The following is a 21769-nucleotide window of genomic DNA, read 5'->3' on the forward strand; positions in this document are numbered from 1 at the left end:
TTTATTACGACGATATAACCCGGCCCATAAGGCCGGGTTTTATGTGTTTAGTCAGTGCCGGACACTGAAACGGGTTATTTTCCTGCGAGAGAACTCAGCACACTGACCCGGATTTTTCCACCAGCGGCATCGATCTTGATCGTGTCGCCGTCATGAATGCGTCCGGCCAATAATTCCCGCGCCAATTCATCTTGCACTTGTTTTTGAATCACACGTTTGAGCGGTCTGGCACCATAGCTTGGATCATATCCCGCCTGACCTAGATGCTCTCTTGCGGCATCAGTCAGCTCGATGGTGATCTGTTTGTCGCGCAACCAGCCTTGGAGTCGCTTCATCTGAATGTCGACAATCGCGCCCATATGTTCAGGCTTGAGCCGCTCGAACAGGAGGATTTCGTCAATCCGGTTCAAGAATTCGGGCCGGAAATGTGCGGCAACATCTGCCATCACACCGACTTTCGCCTTTTGCACGAACTCACCGTCAGCAAGATTGAGCAAATGCTGCGCGCCAATATTCGACGTCATGATGATGAGCGTATTGCGGAAATTGACGGTTCGACCCTGACCATCCGTAAGGCGCCCATCGTCAAGGACTTGCAGGAGGACGTTGAACACGTCTGGATGCGCCTTTTCGATCTCGTCAAACAGGACGACTTGATAAGGTCTGCGGCGGATCGCTTCGGTCAGTGCGCCACCCTCATCATAACCGACATATCCCGGCGGTGCGCCGATCAAGCGCGAGACGCTGTGTTTCTCCATATATTCAGACATATCGATCCGCGTGATCGCTTGGTCATCATCGAAGAGAAACTCAGCCAAGGCTTTCGTCAGCTCTGTTTTCCCGACGCCTGTCGGGCCGAGGAACATGAACGACCCAATCGGGCGTTGCGGATCACGTAAGCCAGCTCGGGCGCGCCGCACCGCGTCTGCGACGGCTTTGACGGCAGTTTCTTGTCCGACAACACGTGTGCCCAACAAGTTTTCCATATCCATCAGCTTGTCACGTTCGCCTTCGAGCATCTTTTCAACCGGAACACCGGTCCAACGTGACACGACAGCCGCAATCGTCTCAGCAGTCACTGTTTCCGTGTCCATCACATCGACATCCGCGTTTTCAAGCACGTATTCCTGAGCTTCCAGTTTCGGGATGTCGACATGCTGTAAGCGTCCTGCGGTTTCATAATCGCCTTTGCGAACGGCGTCGGACAATTCAAACCGGGCGTGTTCTAACTGTTCTTTTATGTCGGTGGCGGATGCCAGTTTGCTTTTTTCGGATTCCCAGGCCGTAGTCATCGTATCGCTTTGCGCAGCCAGTTCTTTAATTTCAGCCGTGCGTTTCTTTAAACGCTCTTTCGACGCGTCGTCCTTCTCGCGCTTGAGCGCTTCAACTTCGATTCTTAACTGCACGATGCGGCGGTCAATTTCATCCAGCGCTTCCGGCTTACTATCGACCTGCATGCGCAACCGCGACGCGGCCTCGTCCATGAGGTCGATGGCTTTGTCCGGCAGGAAACGGTCGGTGATGTAGCGGTCAGAGAGTTTTGCCGCGGCCACGATAGACGCATCAGAAATGCGAATGCCGTGGTGAACTTCGTACTTCTCCTTCAGGCCGCGCAAAATCGAAATTGTATCCTCAACCGTGGGCTCAGAGACAAATATGGTGAGGAAGCGCCGCGCTAGAGCCGCGTCCTTTTCCAAATGTTTTCGATATTCATCCAAAGTGGTCGCGCCGACGCAATGCAGCTCCCCACGGGCTAAGGCGGGCTTGAGTAAATTCGCCGCGTCCATAGCGCCGTCACTCTTGCCGGCGCCGACAAGCTGGTGAATTTCATCAATGAACAGGATAATTTGACCATTCGAATCTTGAACTTCTTTGAGCACGGCTTTCAGCCGTTCTTCAAATTCACCGCGATATTTGGCACCGGCAACGAGTGATCCCAGATCAAGCGCGAAGAGGCTTTTGTCGCGGATAGACTCGGGCACGTCGCCTGACACGATACGATTGGCCAAACCTTCGGCAATGGCCGTTTTACCGACCCCGGGTTCGCCGATAAGCAGTGGGTTATTCTTAGACCGGCGCGAAAGCACCTGAATGGTGCGGCGAATTTCTTCGTCGCGACCAATGACGGGATCAAGTTTACCGTCGCGGCTCGCTTGCGTTAGGTCGCGCGCATATTTCGACAGCGCGTCATATTGGTCTTCGGCCGTATCAGTTGTCACGGGGTCATCCTTTCGCACGGATTTAATAGCGTCGGTCAAGCGTGAGACATCAATAGACGCGGTGCCCATGGCTGAGACAAGATCTTTATCGGCGTTTAACGCCGCGGCCAGCAAGAGCCGTTCGACGGTAACGAACGCATCACCTGCTGATTTAGCGCTTTTTTCTGCATTGGCGAAAGTTTTGGCCGCCGCTTGGGACAGGGTCAGGCCGGACCCGCCCTGCACTAGGGGTAGGCGGTTTAAGTTCCGCTCAAGCTGGGTTTGCAAAACATCCGTTCGGCCGCCCGCCATTTGGATCAGTTTTTGCGGCAGACCGCCATCTTCCATCAAGAGCGCGAGCATGATGTGGCTGGAGGTGAGTTGTTGATTATCGCGCGTAATCGCTTCGGTCTGTGACGACTGAATTACGGCCCGCGCGCGTTGGGTATAGGCTTGAATATCCAAAGCGATGTCTCCTCATGACATTATGGCTGCCCCGGCTAACGTCGATACCGGGCTTCGTTAGACTTGAGATAGGAATGCGGTCCTAATATAAAAAGGGGTGACGGGGATGGATTTGAAACAGACGCAATGTTCTTGCGCTTGTTGCCTGATAGCAACAGACCCACGCCATTGAGTTTGCGCCATAGGCGGCCTAAAGCCTCGCGCATTCCTTGAACCCTCCTTCGGAGTTTTTCTCATGGCTGACACATACGATGTCATCATTATCGGCGGCGGCCCTGGCGGCTATAATTGCGCTATTCGCTGCGGACAGCTCGGCCTGAAGGTCGCGTGTATCGAGACACATACAAAGCTTGGCGGGACCTGCCTCAATGTCGGATGTATTCCGTCTAAAGCCTTGCTGCACGCCACAGAGCTCTACGAGACAGCTGAAAAAGACTTTGAAGCTATGGGCATGAGCGCGACTGTCAAAGTCGATGTGCCCGCCATGATCGCGTCGAAAGATAAGGTCGTTGAGGGCCTCACAGCGGGCATCGAATATTTGTTCAAGAAAAACAAAGTCGATCACATTCGCGGCTTTGGCAAAATTGTCGGCAAAGGCAAAGTTGAGGTCGAAGGCAAGACTTACGGCACGAAAAATATCGTCATTGCGACGGGGTCCGAAGTGGCCTCCCTGCCGTTCATCAAGATTGATGAAAAGAAGGTTGTGTCCTCGACCGGCGCTCTGGAACTAAAATCTGTGCCTAAATCAATGGTCGTTATTGGCGGCGGTGTGATCGGTTTGGAACTGGGGTCTGTTTGGCGTCGTCTGGGCGCAGAGGTCACAGTGATCGAATATCTGGACCAGATTTTCCCCGGCATGGACACGGAAATTCGCAAGACGTCGGCCCGAATTTTCAAAAAACAGGGTATGAAGTTTGAACTGGGCCGCAAGGTCACGGCCGTCGACGGGTCTGGCAAGACCGTGAAAATCGAATCTGAGGCTGCCAAGGGCGGGAAAGAAAAATCGTTTGAAGCGGATGTCGTGCTCGTCGCGATTGGCCGTAAACCGTTCACGGATAATGTAGGCCTAGATACGGTCGGCATTAAAACGACGGATCGCGGCTTTATCCCAGTCGATAATTTTAAAGCGGCTGAGGGAGTCTATGCTGTTGGCGATGTCATCGAAGGTCCCATGCTCGCCCATTTAGCCGAAGAAGAAGGCGTGGCCGTCGCTGAAATCATTGCCGGGCAATCGGGCCATGTGAGCTACGGCATAATTCCGGGTGTGGTCTATACATTCCCAGAAGTGGCGAGTGTCGGGAAAACCGAAGACGAACTCAAAGACGCGGGCATCCCCTATAAAGTCGGTAAATTCCCGCTCACGGCCAACAGCCGCGCGCGCTGCAATCACGAAACCGATGGCCTCGCGAAAATTCTGGCTCATGCGGAAACTGACGAAATCCTCGGTGGTCACATCATTGCGCCGGGCGCAGGCGATATGATCCACGAGATTTGTCTCGCGATGGAATTCAAGGCGTCGTCAGAAGACGTCGCCCGTACATGTCACGCTCATCCGACCCTCTCCGAAGCTGTCCGTCAGGCCGCTATGGATGTGGAAGGTTGGGCGATGCAGTTTTAGCGAACAGAAAGCCAAATCATGTCATCAGATCGAGTTATGATTGTTACCGGGGCCGCCCGCGGCATCGGCCTTGCGTGCGCACAACGTCTTGTTGAGGACGGCCACCGCGTTGTCTTGACCGATATGGATACAGATGCGGGATTCCGGGCCGCCAAGGATTTAGCGGCGGATAATGATCGCGCTGTGTTTATTGAGTCTGATGTCTCGGACCCACTGAAGGTTCATAATCTTGTCGCGGAAACATTATCCTCCTTTGGCCGTATCGATGGGCTCGTGAATAATGCGGGTATCGCCATTAAAGGCGGGTCTTTGGACATGTCGATTGAGGATTTTGACCGCAATATTGCTGTGAATTTGCGCGGCCCTTTCCTCGTCAGCCGCGCCGTGGCGCAGCACATGGTCAAGGAAATTGAAGACCGTGACGATCGCTCGCGTTTGAATACGCGGCCTTATGCCATCGTCAATATGTCCAGTATCAATGATACGGTCGCGATCCCTGACTATCTCGCCTACACTGTGTCAAAGGGCGGCTTGCGCCAGATGACGCGCGCAATGGCGATTGAGCTCGCGCCTTATGGTATTCGCGTCAATGCGGTTGGCCCGGGGTCTATTAAGACAGAGATGCTCGCCAAGGTGAACGCTGATCCTGCGGCGATGAACAAGATATTGTCGCGCACCCCGATGGGTCGCGCTGGACTGCCGGATGAAATCGGCGCGGTGACGGCGTGGCTCTTGTCTGAAGAGAGCAGCTATATCACCGGGCAGTGTATCTATGCCGATGGGGGCCGGTTGGCGCTAAATTACACCATGCCGCTCGCGGAGGCGTAGGCAGCCGCGGATGGCGCGGGTGGCCATCTAACGTTAGTCATAAAAAAGGGGCCGTGAGGCCCCTTTAATTTTGTCCGATAGAATTTTGTTTGCGGGTTGTCTGCTTAAGACCCGGTGCTGCTGGGCTTGAACAGGTTCTCTAGCGTCAGTTCAGCCTTAGACGTTTCTTCGATCGGCGCAGGCGCAGGCGCGGGGTTGAGCGTCTCGCCACCTTCGACTTGGTTTTTCGCGTCTTCTTTCGCTTTCTTCTCAGCGGCGACCTTCACGATCGCATCAAGGTCGACTTGGCTGCAAAGACCGAGGCTAACCGGGTCTTGCGGCTGGATCGTATTGATTTTCCAGTGCGTGCGTTCACGGATAGAATTGATCGTCGGCTTGGTTGTTCCGATGAGCTTGCTGATTTGCGGATCGCTGACTTCCGGGTGGTTGCGGACGAGCCAGGCAATGGCGTCCGGACGGTCTTGGCGGCGCGACAATGGCGTGTAACGCGGGCCACGTTTCTTTGGTTTCGGTAATTCATCTGCGTCGAATGTATTCGACTTCATCGCGTAATTTTGATCTTTTTCAGCTTTTTCGATTTCTTCGCGATTGATCTGACCATTAGCAATCGGGTCTGCGCCGCGGATGCCTTGACCGACATCGCCATCGGCAATGGCTTCGACTTCGAGAATGTGCAGGCCACAAAACTCGCTAATCTGTTTAAAACTCATGGCCGAATTGTCGATCAACCATACGGCGGTTGCCTTGGGCATCAAAATCTGAGTCATTAGGTCTCTCCTACAATCTCGAGCGCACTGTGTGTTTCGCCCAAAGAAAAACCCCGCTCACTGCGGGGTTACGCCCTCCGGGCCGGGTCGGGTTTGGCTTATTCACCTTATCGACAAGGTGATAGCTAAGCGGTTAGAGCCGCTTTGGCAAGTAAAGGACACAATTATGGACGAAAACGACCCAAAACGTCACGACGTAGAGACTTATCGGCTCGGTGAGGGGCTTTATGGCTTATCCTTGTATGAATTAGAGGCGCGGATCGACGCCTATGGGGCAGAGATTACCCGTCTGAAGGCCGAGCTTGAGAAGAAAGCGCAGGAAAAACAGGCTGCTGACCAGCTCTTTAAAAAAAATTAACCATAAATTCCCGAATCGATGAGTGATTTCCGAGTAAGTGGCGCGTGGCTTGCAAACCTCGTTCACCAAGCTACACACTGATTTCCCCGGGATGATTCATGACCGCTGAACGAAAGCTCGCCGTGCCCTTGAAGCGCGACACAATGACAAGCCAGGCAGAGGACCGTCTGCTACAGTTCACACGCTCTGAACTGTTCGCACGGACCTTCCGTGAGGGCATGGATATGGTTGAGGAAACAGCGGCCTATTTGGATGGGCCGGGTCGCGACGATTCAAAAATGCTCGGCCGCGATGATGCGCTGACTTATGCGTCGCTAAGCATGCGTCTGACAACACGTCTCATGCAGGTGGCCAGCTGGCTCTTGGTGCAGCGCGCCTTGAAAGAGAGCGATATGAGCTTGTCCGAAGCGCGGGCTGAGAAATATCGTCTAGTTCCTGAAGAACCGCCAATTGAAGGTCTGTCATTTACAGAATTGTCTAAGACGGCTTCGGGTCTTCCGACTCCCTTGCTTGATCTTAGCACCCGCTCTCATTCCATCTATGAACGCATCATGCGGCTAGACCGCTCGCTCTACGGTACGATCGCGGCGCAAACCGGCAACACAGTCGCTGATCAGATCAACCGTCTGGAAATTGCTTTCGGACGCGCACAGTCATAATCTTGGAATCCCTTCAGGGATGAATTCAGTCCCTGAAGTTTAAGCTGTCTAACGTCGCGAGACCGCAGGTTTTTGTGTCGGCGGTAGACGCTTCGCAAATATCCTCAGTTTTGTTGTCAGACTTCATCAAAACGGATTCGTAATCGCCCCAAAAACAATTTGGGCAGGGTCGTTCTGACAGGCTGGACTGGGGCAAAGGACGCGGCCCGTCTTTACTGGAATAGATTTGGTTTGGCAGGAGATCTTGCCATGTCATCCCCATTGTATCCGGGATTTCAGTGGGGCGGTCATGCCCCCAATCATGATTGAGGATGACGTCCCATCCGACGTGAAGTTTCGCTGCGAGCACGACGCCGTTCATCAAAACACTATTGGCGTCCTTATACGCTACCCCCCCCTCCGGCGCGGGGCCAAGCCCTCCCATTTTGTCAATCGAATTGCGTAATTTTCCGAACAAGGCCGGGTCGTCAAACTCTTTTGCCGCCCAGAGCCCGAAGAGATGCGCGACCTGATTGCGCGCCGGATCGGACCGAAGATCGCCCTTAATCGTGGCGTAAGTCGGACCATAATGGATGACCATATTATCTTTGAAGCCGGCCTTATAGGTCTGTGCCATAGAGTCCGGGAGAAACGGATTGAGGAAGGCCATCGTCCACGCATTGGCATAGCCGGAAATATCCCGGACAACCACGTCCTGCTGCGGATGATAGGAGCGGTAGAACAGGCCCGTCTCTTCGTCTCGCATCCTGTCCATTATGAAGTCGAGCGTCCATTGGACTTCCGTGCCCGTATAATCTGTGCCGTAAAGGCGATCATAAATATGCAAACTCATCATGCCGATGGCATTACATTCAACATACCAAGCGTTGGGTTCACAGGTCACCCCTTCATACTGCCCATTATGGTGCAGGCGAAGTTCATCGGCGAGTTTCTGCGTTAGCCAGCTATATTCTCGCGCATAACGCGTGTCGCCCGTCGTCAATTGATACAGGCCATACATCAGATTGAGATGGCCCTTATACATGATGTTCTGCGTTGAAATTGGGTCAGACCCAAAGCCACGGTCCGTGAAATCGCCCCAGACCTTTCGGGACTTCATTTTCCAAATCATTGTGTCGAATAAGAGACGATATTCGTCACGATTGTCGGGATCGATAATCATGGCGGACGGAAGGCCATAGGATGAAAAGGCAATCGTATATTTCCAAAAATCCTGCATATCCGTATTCCAACCCGTGAAATCATCCCCCGTGTTGGCCATGCGGTCATAGGTCTTGCGCACACGGGTCATTTGCCCAATTTCGTCCTCTTGCATCTGGCGTGTTTCGATATCCGCGAAATAAGCGTCCGCATGGGGCAGACCGATCGGTAAAATCAAACGCCCCATTAAACCGAGCAAGAGGAATAAGGCGGCGACGAGAATGAGTTTTACCGCCAAATGACGCGCCGTTTTTGTTTTGGTTGGTGACGGCATAAGATGGAAAACCCCCGGCGATTGCGTTTGGCTCTATCCGTGATACTCAGAGATGGGCCAAAACTTATCTCGTTAAAGACTGCACGAGGATCCGCTTAGCCGCAATATGCGGGTTAGGTTATCGTATCCCTGTTTGGCGACAGCATCACGCGGGACACCTCATGGTAAATACTGTCTAAACTTGATGCTAACGCGATTTTCACGGTGGTTTGATAAAGCTGTCCTTCAACGAGAGGGCTGACCCAGTGACTGCAACTCAAATGAATATCGTACCGGCACAACCCCGCGATCTCGTGCTTATGCAGGATAAGAGGGCGCAACAGCATTTAGACGCAAGCCAGACAAGTCATATGATTGACTGGCGTGTTAATCCGCGCTCTTATGAATTTATGGGAGCGATATTTGATCCTCTCACACCGATGCAAACATTGCAGCGCGCGAAGTGGATGACGACGGCCCATAGTTTCCGCTATGTTGTGACGCCCAATGTAGATCATCTCGTTCGCTTGGCGCGTGAACCTGAGGTTTACCGCCCGCTCTATGAGGCGTCTTGGTTATCTGTGTGTGACAGTCGTATTTTGGAAGCGATGGCAAAACTATCCGGCTTGCCTTTGACCGCAGTTCCCGGTTCTGATCTGACGCAACAGATTTTCGATAACATCATCACAGTCCATGACCCGATCACCGTGATTGGGGCTGACCGTGAAATCGTGAACCGTATCAAGGCCATGTATGGCTTGACGCAGGTCAATCATTACATGCCACCAATGGGGTTACGAAATAAACCTGAGGAAATCGCGGCCTGTGCCCGTTTCGTCGCCGAGCATCCGGCCCGGTACCTTTTCATCTGTGTCGGTAGCCCGCAGCAAGAAATGGTGGCCAAAGCCTGTCTTGATCGCGGCGATTGTGCTGGCTTCGGGCTTTGTGTTGGCGCGTCACTGGATTTTATCGGCGGTCGTGTGAAACGCGCACCCGTCTGGATGCAGAAGGCGCGGTTGGAATGGTTGCACCGTTTAAGTTCAGAGCCGAAGCGGCTCTGGAAACGTTATTTAATCGAAGGGCCAACGATCTTCTGGCTCTGGGCCAAATGGATGCTCACGTCACGCAAGCGTGCCAAGTAGCGCCCGCGCGAGATCATCATAACCACCGCGCGCGTCCCGCATCGCCATAGATAGGGCTAAGCTACCCAGCTTTGGTATGGGCAGGTCGAGATTTCCCTCGCCAAAAATTCTGTGCTCCGATCCACAATCCGGGCAAATGAAGACGGCCATATTTTCAACCCAGCCGATGACGGGAATATCCACTTTTTCGAACATGGAGACGCCTTTGCGGGCGTCCAAAAGCGCGAGATCTTGCGGCGTGGTGACAATGACCGCCCCGTCGGGCTCAACGTCTTGCGCCAGCCCTAATTGCGGGTCGCCTGTGCCCGGGGGCATGTCGATCAAGAGCAAATCAAGCGCGCCCCAATCTGTATCCCATAACATCCGGGCAATCGCGCCCTGTACCATGGGGCCACGCCAGACAACGGGATCATCATTGCCTGTGAGGAGCCCGATCGAGATCGCTTTCAGCCCGTCCACCTCTGCGGGAACGATAAGGCGACGGCCTTCGACGTCGCGTGTGCCGAGTTGTTCAGCTAAACCCAGCAAGGTCGGCACGCTCGGTCCGTGGATATCGGCGTCTAATATGCCGACGCGTTGACCTTGCGCGGCGAGCGCGCGCGCTAAACCGACGGTGACGGTTGATTTGCCGACCCCGCCTTTGGCAGAACTGATCGCAATCGTCTTGGTGACATGCGCGTCGCCTTGATAGCCAGCCGGTCGTTTATTGGGGTGCGGATTACGGTCGGTCCGTTTGGGCGCGGCGGGCTTGAGCGCAGGGGCCGCCTTATGTGTCGTGAGCAACACGGCCACTTGGTCGATGCCAGCCAATCCACTTAATGCCTGCTCAGCCGCATCGCGCACTGTGAGCCCTTGTTCTTGTGTCGTCTCGGGCGGAACGCCGAGGATCACGCGGAGCCGTCCCGCATCAAAGGTGAGGTCCGAGAGACGCCCCGCGGATACAATGTCACGATCGGATAGCGGATCGGGAACTGTGCCAAGGGCGCGTAGGGCGGCGGCTTCGGAATAAGCGGTCATGGCGTAGGATTTCTGGAGCAGGTTGCAGAAGGTGTTCCATTAGGTCTCTGCGTGATGACCAGCCCTATTTCTTGAACCGAACATCTATCTAGTTGATGTGATAATTCAGCATCTAAGAGAGGGCCCATGATTTGAACGATCTGACCAGACTTCTCATCAATCATAACCATATTCGTGGTTCCGTTTTGGACCGTTATCTTAGCCCAAACCTCTTGGCTCCGCCTCTCATTGAGGTGGCTTTGCAGTGATTTGACGCATCCACGGAATAGAATGTCAGGCTGTCCTGTTTGATTATCATAGAAAACTAAACCATCAGGATAGCCAGCAACCCAACCGTTTTCTATTGGCAATGCCGTTCGTAGCCATCCGCGCGAGGCATAGGTTAAGGGGAGACGGTATTGCGCGCTGGGTCGGTAGGCGCCACCTGCGCTAGGCGTTGCAACGTTGAGTTCAAAAAAAGGCATCTCAGATTTACGTGATTGTAAATACGACGGCATCCTATCGAGACATCTTTTAGGATCATAGGTTTCGGTCGAGCCGTTTTTAGAGGCGGCTAACGGGTTTACTGAATCAAGGTTAGCCCTGATGGCTTCAACTGTTCTTTTTGCGAGCTTGGCGCCGACAAGGGGGGCTGTCTCAACGACATAATTGAGTTTTTTTATGCTCGAATAATCCTGGCTGACGGCGAGTAAGTCCGCTGCGTTGCCCGCCTTTTTATGCGATTTGGCGATCATTCGTATTAAGGCGTCATACCCCTTTTGCCCAAATCTCGCGAATTCGGCCGCCAACACTGCATAATCAAAACTGTCATGAGGATGAGTTTTAACAATCTCCAGACAATGATTCAGCGACCGGCACACGGGCTGCTCCGCCGGCGTTAACGGGTTTGCTGCCATCACGGTGAGGGGGGATAATACCCCAATCATCAAAGCTGTTACGAGGGCCTTCATCTTGGAACACATACCCGCGCCCAGTCATCCCGGCAAGCAATGCAGAACAGGCTGAATCCCCCCTTGCCAGCCGTAAATCACCCGCCTATAGGCACGGCCTTCCAAGCGTTCTGAACGTTTGAAAGACAACCGTGCGTGGGGCGATTAGCTCAGCGGGAGAGCACTACATTGACATTGTAGGGGTCACTGGTTCAATCCCAGTATCGCCCACCACGGATTTTCTTTTACACATCACTCTGCCGACGAAGGCAGTGGATTGTCGACGTTTTGATTGCGTCGGACATGTGAGGCGTAACGCGCTCTTTTTGTAACCGCCTGATCGTGCGATAGCTCCAATCAGCCGCCTTTCAGGCAACTCGCGTTTGGAGTGCCCATGACTGACAAAAAACCATCCAAGCCCGTCACGTTCGAGGATTACATTCCGTCCGAGCCGACACCCAAACCGCGCCCGAAATCGGGGCGGTGGGATTTGTCTAAACAGGACCGTGAGCGGCTGGATGAATTAGATCGCTCAGCCAATGATGAGGCGAAAAACTCTGATGTGAAGCCTAAGAAAAAATCGAATGTGAAGACCATCATCTTCTACATTATTCTGCTCATCATTATTTTGAAGATCATCGACTAACCCTGACTCACGAACTCTTACTCTGCGGCCTCGCTCACAGGAATTTCCAATCGGCCGATCATTTCCTTTGGAATGACCTGCCAGAATTTTCCGCGCTGGTGATCCCATTCGGCGAGTAGCGTTTGCGAAAAATCAGAGCCTGTCGCTTCGAAATGTCGGCGGACGAGATCTTTGAGTTCGCTCTCGTAATGCTCAGAGCTGAGCCGCTGCCAGACGACATTGTCGGGATTCACGGCTTTTTCGAAATCATCATATTCATCGAACACATAGGCCATGCCGCCCGTCATGCCGGCCCCGAAATTATCACCAACACTGCCCAGCACGACGACCGTGCCGCCGGTCATATATTCGCAGCCATTGGTGCCCAGCCCTTCGACGACGGAGACCGCGCCACTATTGCGTACGGCAAACCGTTCACCCGCGCGTCCCGACGCCATAAGCGTCCCGGACGTTGCGCCGTAAAGGCAGGTATTGCCGATAATGGCACTGTGGTGCGGCTCGATCTGGGTGCGTCCCTGAGGAGACACGAAAATTTCAGCGCCGCTGAGCCCCTTGCCAACATAATCATTAGAATCGCCGTCCACGACGAGGCGCAAGCCCCGGATACCGAATGCGCCAAGGCTTTGCCCGGCACTCCCGCGCAGGCGCACGGTCAGTTGCCCATCCGGCGCACCTTCTGCGCCAAAGCGTTTGTAAATATGATGTGACGTGCGCGTCCCGACGGCGCGGTGCGTGTTCGAAACCGCATAGGTCAGGTGGGTCTTCTCGCCCCGCTCAAACAGTTGCGCGGCGTCCGCCACGATCTGAACATCGAGCGTATCCGGCACTTCGACACGTTGATGGCGCGCATCAAAAACGGCTTCATTGTCCACCTTCGCCAAAATCGGATTCAGATCGAGGTCATCGAGATTTTCCGCGCCTCGGCTGACCTGTGTGAGAAGGTCCGTCCGACCGATAATATCTTCGAGTCGCTCGACCCCGAGGGACGCGAGGATTTCGCGGACTTCCTCGGCGATAAAGGTCATCAGATTGATGACTTTTTCGGGCGTCCCTGTGAACCGTTCCCGCAGGGCCGGATCTTGCACACAGACCCCAACGGGGCAGGTGTTAGAATGGCACTGGCGAACCATGATACAACCCATCGCCACAAGGCTGAGCGTACCGATACCATATTCCTCGGCGCCCAACATGGCGGCAATGACGATGTCGCGGCCCGTCTTCAATCCGCCATCTGTGCGCAAGGTGATGCGTTGTCGCAGATTATTTAATGTGAGCACTTGATGGGCTTCGCTGAGACCCAATTCCCAAGGGATGCCGGCATATTTTAATGACGTGTTGGGCGATGCGCCCGTGCCGCCATTATGGCCCGCAATCAGGATGGTGTCGGCTTTGGCCTTCGCGACGCCGGCCGCAATTGTACCGACGCCGGAACTTGCGACCAGCTTGACGCAGACGCGCGCCGTCGGGTTGATTTGTTTGAGGTCATATATCAGCTGCGCCAAATCTTCGATCGAGTAAATATCGTGATGTGGCGGCGGGGAAATCAGCGTCACGCCGGGTGTGGCGTTGCGGAATTTCGCAATCATTTCTGTGACCTTGAAACCGGGCAGCTGCCCGCCTTCGCCGGGTTTTGCGCCCTGTGCGACTTTAATTTCAATCTCGCGGCATTGGTTGAGATATTCCGCCGTGACACCAAAGCGACCAGATGCGATCTGTTTGACGGCGCTGTTCGGATTATCCCCATTGGGGAGGGGGGTGTAACGCGCGCGGTCTTCGCCGCCTTCGCCGGAGACGGATTTCGCGCCAATTCGGTTCATGGCGATATTGAGCGTGCCGTGTGCTTCCGGTGACAACGCGCCGAGGCTCATGCCGGGCGTGCAGAAGCGCCGCCGGATTTCGTTGACGCTTTGCACTTTCGACAAGGGAACGGGGTCGGCCAAGGGTTTAATATCAAGCAGATCGCGTACCTGGATCGGTCCGCCTGCGTTCACAACATCGGCGTATTTCCGATAGAGTTCATAATCTTCACGTCCCACGGCTTCTTGCAACATGTGGATCATGTCGGCGGTGTAAGCGTGGCGTTCACCTTTTGCGCGAACCTTATAAAGTCCGCCAATCGGCAAGCGCACAACAGCGGACTCATAGGCCAAATCGTGGATGGCGAGCAGTTTGGTTTCGATACCGGCGAGGCCAATACCGGAAATTCGGCTGGTCATGCCGGGGAAAAACTCACCGACGAGGGCTCGCGACAGCCCCAAGGCTTCGAAGTTTAATCCGCCCCGGTAAGAGCTGATGACGGAAATCCCCATTTTTGAAATGATCTTCAACAGACCATTCTCAATCGCGAGTTTGTAGCGCGCGACAGCCTCATCCATGTCAATGTCGAGCAGACCGCGACGGACACGATCTTGGACGGAGGCTTGTGCCATATACGCGTTCACGGCGGTTGCACCCGCCCCAATCAAGACCGCGAAATAATGCGTATCAAGACATTCGGCTGAACGAACAATGATGGAGCAGGATGAGCGCAAGCCCGCGTCTTTGAGCTGTTGTTGCGCCGCAGCCGTCGCCAGAATACTTGGCACAGCCGCGCGAAATTCACTCACATTTTCATCACTCAGGACGATGATTTCAACGCCTTCGCGAACCGCCGTCTCAGCTTCAGACCGAATGCGTTGTAAGGTCTCGACGAGACTGCGACCGGCGACTGTGTCGGCGGCGGGAACATCAAATGTGCAATCGATGACCTTCAGCCGTTTATCCATCATGGTTTCGAATTTGGCATACATGCCGTTCGTCATGACCGGGCTTTCAAGGACCAGCATTTCGTAGGTCTGACTGCCTGACTCGGCGAGGATATTGCGCAGATTTCTGAACCGCGTCTTCAGACCCATCACCCGTGTTTCGCGCAAGGGGTCAATCGGCGGGTTCGTGACTTGGCTGAAGTTCTGACGGAAGAAATGCGATAACGGGCGGTAAAAATCTGACAACACAGCCAAGGGCGTGTCGTCGCCCATCGAGCCGATGGATTCTTTGGCCGCTTCCGCCATTGGGGTCAGAATGACTTCCATGTCTTCCAATGTCTGCCCGCAGGAGACTTGACGACGGACCAGCGTTTCACCGGAGAGGGTCGCGTCCGGTTCCGGACCTGAAAGGGCCTCATCAAGATTGACGGACTTTTTCAGCCATTTTTTATACGGGCGTTTGTCGGCCAACTCATTGATGATGTCAGTCGAGTTGTAAAAGCGACCTTCTTCCAGATCGACCGCGATCATGCGGCCCGGTTGTAAGGCGCCGCGTTTGACGATCTCGCCTTCATCCATTGGACACATGCCCGTTTCCGAGCCGACGGCCAGAATGCCGTCCTTGCTAATCGAATAGCGCAAAGGGCGGAGTCCGTTCCGGTCCAGACCGGCCATAACCCAGCGCCCATCATACGCGGCAATGGCGGCGGGGCCATCCCACGGCTCCATCACAGAGTTGCAATAGGCGTAGAGCGAGCGCCAACTCTCGGGCATCAAGTCGCCGCGCTTGGAGTAGGCTTCGGGGATGAGCAGTGTTTTTGCCATCGGGGCGGTTCGACCCGCGCGCACCAACAGTTCAAACACCGCGTCGAGGGCAGCGGAATCCGAACTGCCCTTTTGGATGATAGGTTTCACATCTTCGGCGCGTTCTTTAAATGCGGAGCTCGCCATTTTGATCTCATGGTTCTTCATGAAATTGATGTTGGCTTTGACCGTATTGATCTCACCATTATGAGCCAACATCCGGAACGGTTGCGCCAACCACCATTGCGGGAACGTGTTGGTCGAATAGCGCTGATGATAAATTGCAGCGCGAGAAACGAACCGCTCATCGGTCAGGTCGGGGAAAAACTTGTCGATATCCTGCGCGAGGAACATGCCCTTATAAATAATTGTTTGGACCGAGAGTGAGCTGACATAGAAGCTCGGAATTTGCGCTTCGATGACGCGTTTTTCGATCCGGCGACGAATGACGAACAGCTCCCGCTCCAACGCATTGCCTTTGCGGCCTTGCGGATCGCGGAACATGACTTGTTCGATCTCGGGGCGGGTCGCTTTGGCTTTGTCGCCGATCACGTCAATGTCGATGGGGACTTGGCGCCAACCGTAAATATAGAACCCTTCACGGATCAACTCGCTCTCGACGATGGTTCGCGCGGCTTCTTGCGCGGTCATATCGATCCGGGGGAGGAAAATCATGCCCACGGCGATTTTAGCGGTCGAAGGTTTGTGGCCTGTCCCTTCGACTTGGGCCCGGAAAAATCCTTGGGGAATATCGAGACGAATGCCTGCGCCGTCACCTGTTTTTCCGTCTGCATCCACCGCGCCTCGGTGCCAGACATTTTTGAGCGCCTGAATGGATTTTTCGACCACGTCGCGGCGGGGTTTGCCGTCAATCGCGGCGACAAGTCCCACCCCACAGGAGGCTTTTTCATGCGCCGGATCATAGGCGTTAGCCGCGATCAAGGCGTCGCGTTTTGTTTCGTAATCGGTGAGCCAGTCAGTCATTGTCGTCGTCTTTCTGGGCATCTAATTTTTGGAATGAAGCAAAAGCTTCGGCTGCAGTGAGGCGAGGGCGCTCGCCGGAGAAGTCGTAAAAATCGGGTTTTTCGTCGATGAAATATTCGCGGCTCAGTGTCAGGCCGCGCGGCATATCGAGGCATCCTGACGACACGGACGTGAAGGCTGAGCCTTTGAGATTATAAAAAAGCGACGTACCACACTCGCCGCAAAATCCACGCCTCGCCCATGCCGAACTCTCATACCATTTTAGTGCATCTGATTGGGTCAGCGTAATGCCGTTGTGAAACCCAACGCCCATGTAGGGACCGCCGTTAAGGTGTCGGCAGGTTGCGCAATGACAGGCATCGACACCTTTGACAGGGCCTTTGCCTTCAAATTTTACCGCGCCGCAGTGGCATTGACCGTGTGTGTTGGATGGCGCGTCGATCATTCCGCCGCCTCTTTCATCTCGGCCCGCTCTAATGCGCGGAGATATTTATGCATCGCGGCCGCGGCATCGCGGCCTTCGCGGATCGCCCAGACGACGAGGCTTGCCCCGCGCACAATATCACCCGCCGCATAGACGCCGGGCAGGTTGGTCTCAAACGTCAGAGGGTTGGCGCGCACTGTGCCCCAACGCGTCGTTGTAACCTCTTCGGACAGGTCGTTCATATTTTCAGGCGTGAAGCCCAGTGCGGCGATGACCATGTCGGCGGTCACGTCGAAATCCGCGCCGGGTACAGCTTCTGGCGATTGCCGTCCGGAAGGGTCTTTCGGGCCAAGACGCATGCGGTCCGCGCGGACTGAGTTGGCGACGCCGTTCGTATCCGCGACAGATTTCGGACTGGCGAGCCATTCAAACCGCACGCCTTCTTCTTGCGCGTTGGCGGTTTCACGGCGTGATCCCGGCATGTTGGCGTGGTCGCGACGATAGAGACAGGTCACGGATTTCGCGCCTTGGCGCACCGCTGTGCGCACGCAGTCCATGGCCGTATCGCCGCCGCCGATGACGACGACGTCTTTGCCGTCCGCCGTCTCGCTCGTGACCACATCGCCGAGCCCGCGTTTATTGCTATCGATCAGGAAATCGAGCGCAGGCCGAACGCCATGAGCGCCGCTCCCCGGCACGGTCAGGCCTCGCGCCTTATACACGCCCGTCGCGATCAAGATCGCTTGATGTTTTTCGCGCAGTTTCTCGAAGCTAATATCCGTGCCGATATTGCAGTTCAGCACAAATTTAATTCCGCCGTCCGCGAGCCGTTTTGTGCGCCGCTCAACGATCTCTTTTTCGAGCTTAAAATTCGGAATGCCGTAGATCAGTAGCCCGCCCGCGCGGTCATGCCGATCATAGACCGTGACTTGCCAGCCCTCAATGCGCAGTTGTTCGGCGCAAGCGAGGCCCGCCGGCCCTGCGCCGATGATCCCGACGGACGCCCCGCGTTCCCGCCGCACTTTGAGCGGCTCAATCCAGCCGTTGTCCCACGCCGTGTCGGTGAGATATTTTTCGACCGAACCGATCGTGACCGTGCCGTGCCCGCTTTGCTCGATGACGCAAGAGCCTTCGCAGAGGCGGTCCTGCGGACAAATCCGGCCGCAGATTTCCGGCATATTATTCGTCGCGTCGGAAATTTCCCACGCCTCTTTGATCCGCCCTTCCGCTGTCAGCTTCAACCAGTCCGGAATATTGTTTTCGAGCGGACAGTGATTCTGACAAAATGGCACGCCGCATTGCGAGCAGCGCGAGGCTTGTTCTTCGGCTTTGGCTTCGATGAACGGGCCGTAAATTTCCAGAAAGTCGTCGCGGCGCGCGGTCGCGTCGCGTTTTTCCGGCATCTCGCGTTCGGTCGAAACGAATTGCAGCATGCGCTCAGCCATTGTCGCGGTCCCTTTCAAACAGCCGAGAAACGCCCCGGCAAGGGGCCGCTATAGCGCAACCGTTTCGGTTACGCTATGAGGTGCGACAATTTGTCAACATTCGGATAAAATCCGAAAATTGAAACGTCTATTTTACTCCTCCAAGCTCGCCCGCAAAGGCCCCTCTTGCGGCATGCCGATGGCGTGGAAACCGCCGTCGACGTGGTGGGTTTCGCCCGTGCAAGACAGCCCCAAGTCCGAGAGTAGATAAAGCGCGGCGCCGGCGACGCCCTTGCTATCCGTATTATCCTGCATCGCGCTCGCCGCTTTGTTGAACCTGAACATGTGACGGCCAGAACCGATGCCCGCCGCCGCCAACGTCTTGATCGGTCCGGCGGAAATCGCATTGACGCGAATGCCGCGCGGGCCGAGATCGGCGGCGAGATAGCGTGTCGAGGCTTCGAGCGCCGCTTTCGCCACCCCCATGACATTGTAATTCGGGATTACGCGCTCGCTGCCCAAATAGGTCAGCGTCACCATCGCGCCGTCATCATTCATGATGGCCGCCGCGCGCCGCGCCGCATCGACGAAACTATAGGCCGAAATATCGAGCGCGGATTTGAACCCTTCGCGCGTCGTTTTCTCGATGAACGAGCCGTCGAGCTGATCCTTGCCCGCAAAGGCAATGGCGTGGACGAGAAAGTCGATCTTGCCCCATTTGGCTTCCAGCGCCGCGAACACGGCTTCCATCTGATCATCATTGGTCACGTCACAATCGAGCAAAAACTCGGAGCCAACACTCGCCGCCAGCGGCTTGACGCGCCGTTCCAGCTTTTCGCCCTGAAACGTAAAGGCCAGCTCTGCGCCTTGCGCGGCGAGCTGCTGTGCAATCGCCCAGGCGATCGAATTCTTATTCGCGACGCCCATGATCAGGCCGCGTTTGCCGGCCATTAACGTGCCAGTGGGAAATTCAGACATAACGATCCTACTTATAAAAAAAGACGCGACCTTAAACTTTTTGAGGCCGCGTCATCCAAAGTTTCAGTTAATGAAAGAGCCGCAAAAGCAAACTCAGAACTTTCGATTAATTGCTCACACCGGGAGCTTTGCTGCGTTGAATGCTTTCTGTTGCTTCGCGGTCCGCTGCGGCGCGCGCGTCCCATTGTGCTTGCGTCGCACAGACTCTTTTGTTGAACTTTGATCCTACGACAGTTGTTTTTTTACAAATCAAACTGTCATCGACTTCAGCTTTTTTCGTCGTCGTCTCGGCAGATGTTGTCACAGCCGATGCGTCAGCCATCATTGTCGTTGTTTCTGTTGTTGCGCAGGCACTAAGCGCAAACAGGGCGACGGTGATGCATGCTGTGTGGTTGAGTGTCGTAAGGGATAAAAGCGTTTTCATGAGGGTGGCTCCTTTAGTTAATGGGAGCCGCATACCAATCCAGATCAGATTTGACCAGCGTGATTCAAGGGCGCTAAAATGTATATCTTCTATACCTATTGATCTAATCATGTGGTGTGAGGCGCAGATCGAGACTGGACTTGGCCTCACCACGCGTCCTTGCGCGCTGTCCGCTTACGCGCCTGAGGCGGAGACAACCAATCCTCCCGTAGCGCGCGGCCTCGGCGCGTGTGTGACCCCATCCGCACGGGCCAATTAATCGGGGCAAGCGCGTGATCCGGGGGGAGGCGGTGCTCCGTATTGATCGTGTCGATCTCCGCGCGCAGTAGATCCTCATACAGGCCGCGCCCAAAGCTCCCACAGGCGGCGCAGCTTTTGCGCTGTGTCGAGAGCGCCACCAGTTCCGCCCGCACCCGCGCCCGCGCGAGTGTAAGCAGATCGCGGTGCCATTCCGGGCTTTCGATGAAGGCGATCAAGGCCGCACGCTCGGCGCGGATCTCGGCGCGAAGGGCGCGCATCTCGGCGCGAACGGCCTCCGTCTCGGCATGGGCGGCGACAACCTCCGCTTCGGCGTCGCGGGCGCGAACCCGCAGGCGGTAGGTCGCACGGCAATGATCCTGTGTGTTGGGGAGCCTCGGGTCGGGGCGCATGGGCGGGTCCTTTGTGATGGGAGGGGGTGATGGAAGGAAGGGCGGGAAGGTCACACCGTCCCCGGCCTTCATGGCCGGGGTCTTGCGACGCGGGGTACGGTCTTAATCCGGCACGATCCCGAGAGAGGCCCCGGCCCTCAAGGCCGGGGACGATCATAGATTAAGACAGCCGTCCCCACCCAGCCGACAACGTCCGATCAGGCGGCTCGGCCTGACACGCAAAGCAACATAGGGCGCGGACTCCCATCCATTGATGGACAGGGGAATTAAAGCACCATTTTACAACGAACCAAAGTCCGCGCGAAGGTGATCGGATCAACCCCGCCGTCTGATTTTGCGGCGCATCCGGGCGGACCACGGCCTAACCCTACGGCAGGAACGTACTCCCGCAGGGATCAATGGCGCGCGCAGCCCGCAAAGACCCGCAACAAATCCAAACGAGGGACCCATGGGCGCCAAACGGGTGCATAATCCCGCGCGGCCTCCCGCTCCGGTGTGTGCGGTTCACGGTCGCCCGCAAACCAAACGCGGGACGTCCCCCGCACACACACCCAAGCCCTCACACCTGCCCACCACACCGAGGGTCTATGCACCTCCCTATGTCTGTGGCGGACGGGGTGAGGGTAGGGGAGGTTTTGTAGGCGGGGATTTATTTTTCGTGAAATTTCATACTACATCTGCGATAGAGAACTGCACAGGCTTTTTTGAACTCGAATTGCAGAAATGATTTAGGTTTAATAGTTATAAACTTATTTTATCAGTAAATCCCGCATTACTTTATCAGAAATAAAGAGTTTGCCAGATTTAATCATAGCGCTCAATTCATTAATGAAGCCTACTTCAGCGCTTTTCGAAGAATATTTTCCTGCATCAATTAGATGGCGTTTAAAATACAGAAGCGCACCCGCAAGAGAAGTGAAATCAAACTTTTTATGTTTAGATGAAACTTGTTTCAGAGACCTTAAAAAAGAAGCGTATCGGCTTTTATCATTTCCATGAATACTAATTATTACTGCGCGTTTAGCCGCATTTCCAAGGTGTCTTGAGAGATTATAGTCAAAATCATCGCAATTTAACGAGGCATTATAGGCATTTATATTGCTTTGAATAGCTTTGAAGGCAAACTTGATCGCTTCATCAGGGGCCATGTATTGATGTGCCCCTAGCTTTATAGACACCTTGCTACTTCATTTTGCTGTCATCTCAAATTCGACGGGTGACAACATCCCGTTGTTAGCATGCCTGCGTTTCGGATTG

18 protein-coding genes and 1 tRNA gene are annotated in these 21769 nt (G+C 54.9%); 7 read left to right on the forward strand and 12 right to left on the reverse strand.

What is annotated here, in order from left to right; translation table 11 throughout:
- Positions 1-74: 74 nt before the first annotated feature.
- Positions 75-2663, reverse strand: a complete 2589-nt coding sequence (gene clpB / locus IE105_RS09105) for an ATP-dependent chaperone ClpB (RefSeq protein WP_189497680.1) — start codon at positions 2661-2663, stop codon at positions 75-77.
- A gap of 235 nt (positions 2664-2898) precedes the next feature.
- Here clpB and lpdA point away from each other — a divergent pair, with 235 nt between their 5' ends.
- Positions 2899-4281: a dihydrolipoyl dehydrogenase gene (gene lpdA, locus IE105_RS09110; protein WP_189497682.1), complete on the forward strand. Its 1383-nt coding sequence runs from the start codon at positions 2899-2901 to the stop codon at positions 4279-4281.
- A gap of 18 nt (positions 4282-4299) precedes the next feature.
- The gene (locus tag IE105_RS09115) at positions 4300-5109 is read left to right on the forward strand and encodes an SDR family NAD(P)-dependent oxidoreductase (protein ID WP_189497684.1); all 810 of its coding nucleotides are present in this window, start codon (positions 4300-4302) and stop codon (positions 5107-5109) included.
- Between the two features lie 104 nt (positions 5110-5213).
- Here IE105_RS09115 and IE105_RS09120 read toward each other — a convergent pair whose 3' ends face one another.
- Positions 5214-5876 carry a DUF1013 domain-containing protein gene (locus IE105_RS09120; RefSeq protein WP_189497686.1) on the reverse strand — a complete coding sequence of 221 codons (663 nt, stop codon included), beginning with the start codon at positions 5874-5876 and terminating at the stop codon, positions 5214-5216.
- A 166-nt stretch (positions 5877-6042) separates the two neighbouring features.
- On the opposite strand from IE105_RS09120, the gene IE105_RS09125 reads away from it, so the two are divergent.
- Together IE105_RS09125 and rcdA are read left to right on the forward strand one after the other, a co-directional pair.
- The gene (locus tag IE105_RS09125) at positions 6043-6234 is read left to right on the forward strand and encodes a DUF1192 domain-containing protein (protein ID WP_189497688.1); all 192 of its coding nucleotides are present in this window, start codon (positions 6043-6045) and stop codon (positions 6232-6234) included.
- 98 nt (positions 6235-6332) lie between these two features.
- Positions 6333-6893: a protease adaptor protein RcdA gene (gene rcdA / locus IE105_RS09130; RefSeq protein ID WP_308429090.1), complete on the forward strand. Its 561-nt coding sequence runs from the start codon at positions 6333-6335 to the stop codon at positions 6891-6893.
- Between the two features lie 25 nt (positions 6894-6918).
- Here rcdA and IE105_RS09135 read toward each other — a convergent pair whose 3' ends face one another.
- Complete coding sequence (locus tag IE105_RS09135) at positions 6919-8331, reverse strand: linalool dehydratase/isomerase domain-containing protein (RefSeq protein WP_189497690.1); 1413 nt, start codon at positions 8329-8331, stop codon at positions 6919-6921.
- Between the two features lie 386 nt (positions 8332-8717).
- Here IE105_RS09135 and IE105_RS09140 point away from each other — a divergent pair, with 386 nt between their 5' ends.
- On the forward strand, positions 8718-9488 hold the full coding sequence (locus tag IE105_RS09140) for a WecB/TagA/CpsF family glycosyltransferase (RefSeq protein WP_233354078.1): 771 nt from the start codon (positions 8718-8720) through the stop codon (positions 9486-9488).
- Here IE105_RS09140 and IE105_RS09145 read toward each other — a convergent pair.
- Both IE105_RS09145 and IE105_RS09150 read right to left on the reverse strand, forming a co-directional pair.
- Complete coding sequence (locus tag IE105_RS09145) at positions 9468-10505, reverse strand: Mrp/NBP35 family ATP-binding protein (protein ID WP_189497692.1); 1038 nt, start codon at positions 10503-10505, stop codon at positions 9468-9470. The two genes, IE105_RS09140 and IE105_RS09145, sit on opposite strands and share 21 nt — an antisense overlap.
- A complete protein-coding gene (locus tag IE105_RS09150; protein ID WP_189497694.1) occupies positions 10502-11455 on the reverse strand; it encodes a hypothetical protein in 954 nt (317 codons plus the stop codon). The genes IE105_RS09145 and IE105_RS09150 overlap by 4 nt, the downstream gene beginning before the upstream one ends.
- 138 nt (positions 11456-11593) lie before the next feature.
- On the opposite strand from IE105_RS09150, the gene IE105_RS09155 reads away from it, so the two are divergent.
- Positions 11594-11668 (forward strand) — tRNA-Val (locus IE105_RS09155).
- Between the two features lie 160 nt (positions 11669-11828).
- Positions 11829-12080, forward strand: coding sequence for a hypothetical protein (locus IE105_RS09160; protein WP_189497696.1), 252 nt, complete (start codon positions 11829-11831; stop codon positions 12078-12080).
- Between the two features lie 17 nt (positions 12081-12097).
- Here the strand turns inward: IE105_RS09160 and gltB are convergent, their stop codons facing one another.
- The 7 genes from gltB to IE105_RS09195 form a co-directional block, all read right to left on the reverse strand.
- A complete protein-coding gene (gene gltB, locus IE105_RS09165; protein ID WP_189497698.1) occupies positions 12098-16612 on the reverse strand; it encodes a glutamate synthase large subunit in 4515 nt (1504 codons plus the stop codon).
- Positions 16605-17057, reverse strand: a complete 453-nt coding sequence (locus IE105_RS09170) for a GFA family protein (protein ID WP_189497700.1) — start codon at positions 17055-17057, stop codon at positions 16605-16607. Before IE105_RS09170 ends, gltB begins: the two co-directional genes overlap by 8 nt.
- A complete protein-coding gene (locus IE105_RS09175; protein WP_189497702.1) occupies positions 17054-18481 on the reverse strand; it encodes an NAD(P)-dependent oxidoreductase in 1428 nt (475 codons plus the stop codon). Before IE105_RS09175 ends, IE105_RS09170 begins: the two co-directional genes overlap by 4 nt.
- A 132-nt stretch (positions 18482-18613) precedes the next feature.
- Positions 18614-19438 (reverse strand): enoyl-ACP reductase FabI, encoded by an 825-nt coding sequence (locus IE105_RS09180; protein WP_189497704.1) that lies wholly within the window; start codon positions 19436-19438, stop codon positions 18614-18616.
- 106 nt (positions 19439-19544) lie between these two features.
- Positions 19545-19862 carry a hypothetical protein gene (locus tag IE105_RS09185; protein WP_189497706.1) on the reverse strand — a complete coding sequence of 106 codons (318 nt, stop codon included), beginning with the start codon at positions 19860-19862 and terminating at the stop codon, positions 19545-19547.
- A 146-nt stretch (positions 19863-20008) separates the two neighbouring features.
- A complete protein-coding gene (locus tag IE105_RS09190; protein ID WP_189497708.1) occupies positions 20009-20512 on the reverse strand; it encodes a hypothetical protein in 504 nt (167 codons plus the stop codon).
- A gap of 749 nt (positions 20513-21261) precedes the next feature.
- Positions 21262-21660 (reverse strand): hypothetical protein, encoded by a 399-nt coding sequence (locus tag IE105_RS09195; RefSeq protein WP_189497710.1) that lies wholly within the window; start codon positions 21658-21660, stop codon positions 21262-21264.
- Between the last annotated feature and the right edge of the window lie 109 nt (positions 21661-21769).

Source organism: Algimonas arctica, assembly GCF_014652695.1.
In the GTDB taxonomy this organism is placed as follows: domain Bacteria; phylum Pseudomonadota; class Alphaproteobacteria; order Caulobacterales; family Maricaulaceae; genus Litorimonas; species Litorimonas arctica.

Excerpts from the sequence above, each read along its gene's own strand:
- lpdA (WP_189497682.1), top strand. The coding sequence starts at position 2,899 with ATGGCTGACACATACGATGTCATCATTATCGGCGGCGGCCCTGGCGGC.
- IE105_RS09115 (WP_189497684.1), top strand. The coding sequence starts at position 4,300 with ATGTCATCAGATCGAGTTATGATTGTTACCGGGGCCGCCCGCGGCATC.
- IE105_RS09120 (WP_189497686.1), bottom strand. The coding sequence starts at position 5,876 with ATGACTCAGATTTTGATGCCCAAGGCAACCGCCGTATGGTTGATCGAC.
- IE105_RS09125 (WP_189497688.1), top strand. The coding sequence starts at position 6,043 with ATGGACGAAAACGACCCAAAACGTCACGACGTAGAGACTTATCGGCTC.
- rcdA (WP_308429090.1), top strand. The coding sequence starts at position 6,333 with ATGACCGCTGAACGAAAGCTCGCCGTGCCCTTGAAGCGCGACACAATG.
- IE105_RS09140 (WP_233354078.1), top strand. The coding sequence starts at position 8,718 with ATGATTGACTGGCGTGTTAATCCGCGCTCTTATGAATTTATGGGAGCG.
- IE105_RS09145 (WP_189497692.1), bottom strand. The coding sequence starts at position 10,505 with ATGACCGCTTATTCCGAAGCCGCCGCCCTACGCGCCCTTGGCACAGTT.
- IE105_RS09150 (WP_189497694.1), bottom strand. The coding sequence starts at position 11,455 with ATGAAGGCCCTCGTAACAGCTTTGATGATTGGGGTATTATCCCCCCTC.
- IE105_RS09160 (WP_189497696.1), top strand. The coding sequence starts at position 11,829 with ATGACTGACAAAAAACCATCCAAGCCCGTCACGTTCGAGGATTACATT.
- gltB (WP_189497698.1), bottom strand. The coding sequence starts at position 16,612 with ATGACTGACTGGCTCACCGATTACGAAACAAAACGCGACGCCTTGATC.
- IE105_RS09170 (WP_189497700.1), bottom strand. The coding sequence starts at position 17,057 with ATGATCGACGCGCCATCCAACACACACGGTCAATGCCACTGCGGCGCG.
- IE105_RS09175 (WP_189497702.1), bottom strand. The coding sequence starts at position 18,481 with ATGGCTGAGCGCATGCTGCAATTCGTTTCGACCGAACGCGAGATGCCG.
- IE105_RS09180 (WP_189497704.1), bottom strand. The coding sequence starts at position 19,438 with ATGTCTGAATTTCCCACTGGCACGTTAATGGCCGGCAAACGCGGCCTG.
- IE105_RS09185 (WP_189497706.1), bottom strand. The coding sequence starts at position 19,862 with ATGAAAACGCTTTTATCCCTTACGACACTCAACCACACAGCATGCATC.
- IE105_RS09190 (WP_189497708.1), bottom strand. The coding sequence starts at position 20,512 with ATGCGCCCCGACCCGAGGCTCCCCAACACACAGGATCATTGCCGTGCG.
- IE105_RS09195 (WP_189497710.1), bottom strand. The coding sequence starts at position 21,660 with ATGGCCCCTGATGAAGCGATCAAGTTTGCCTTCAAAGCTATTCAAAGC.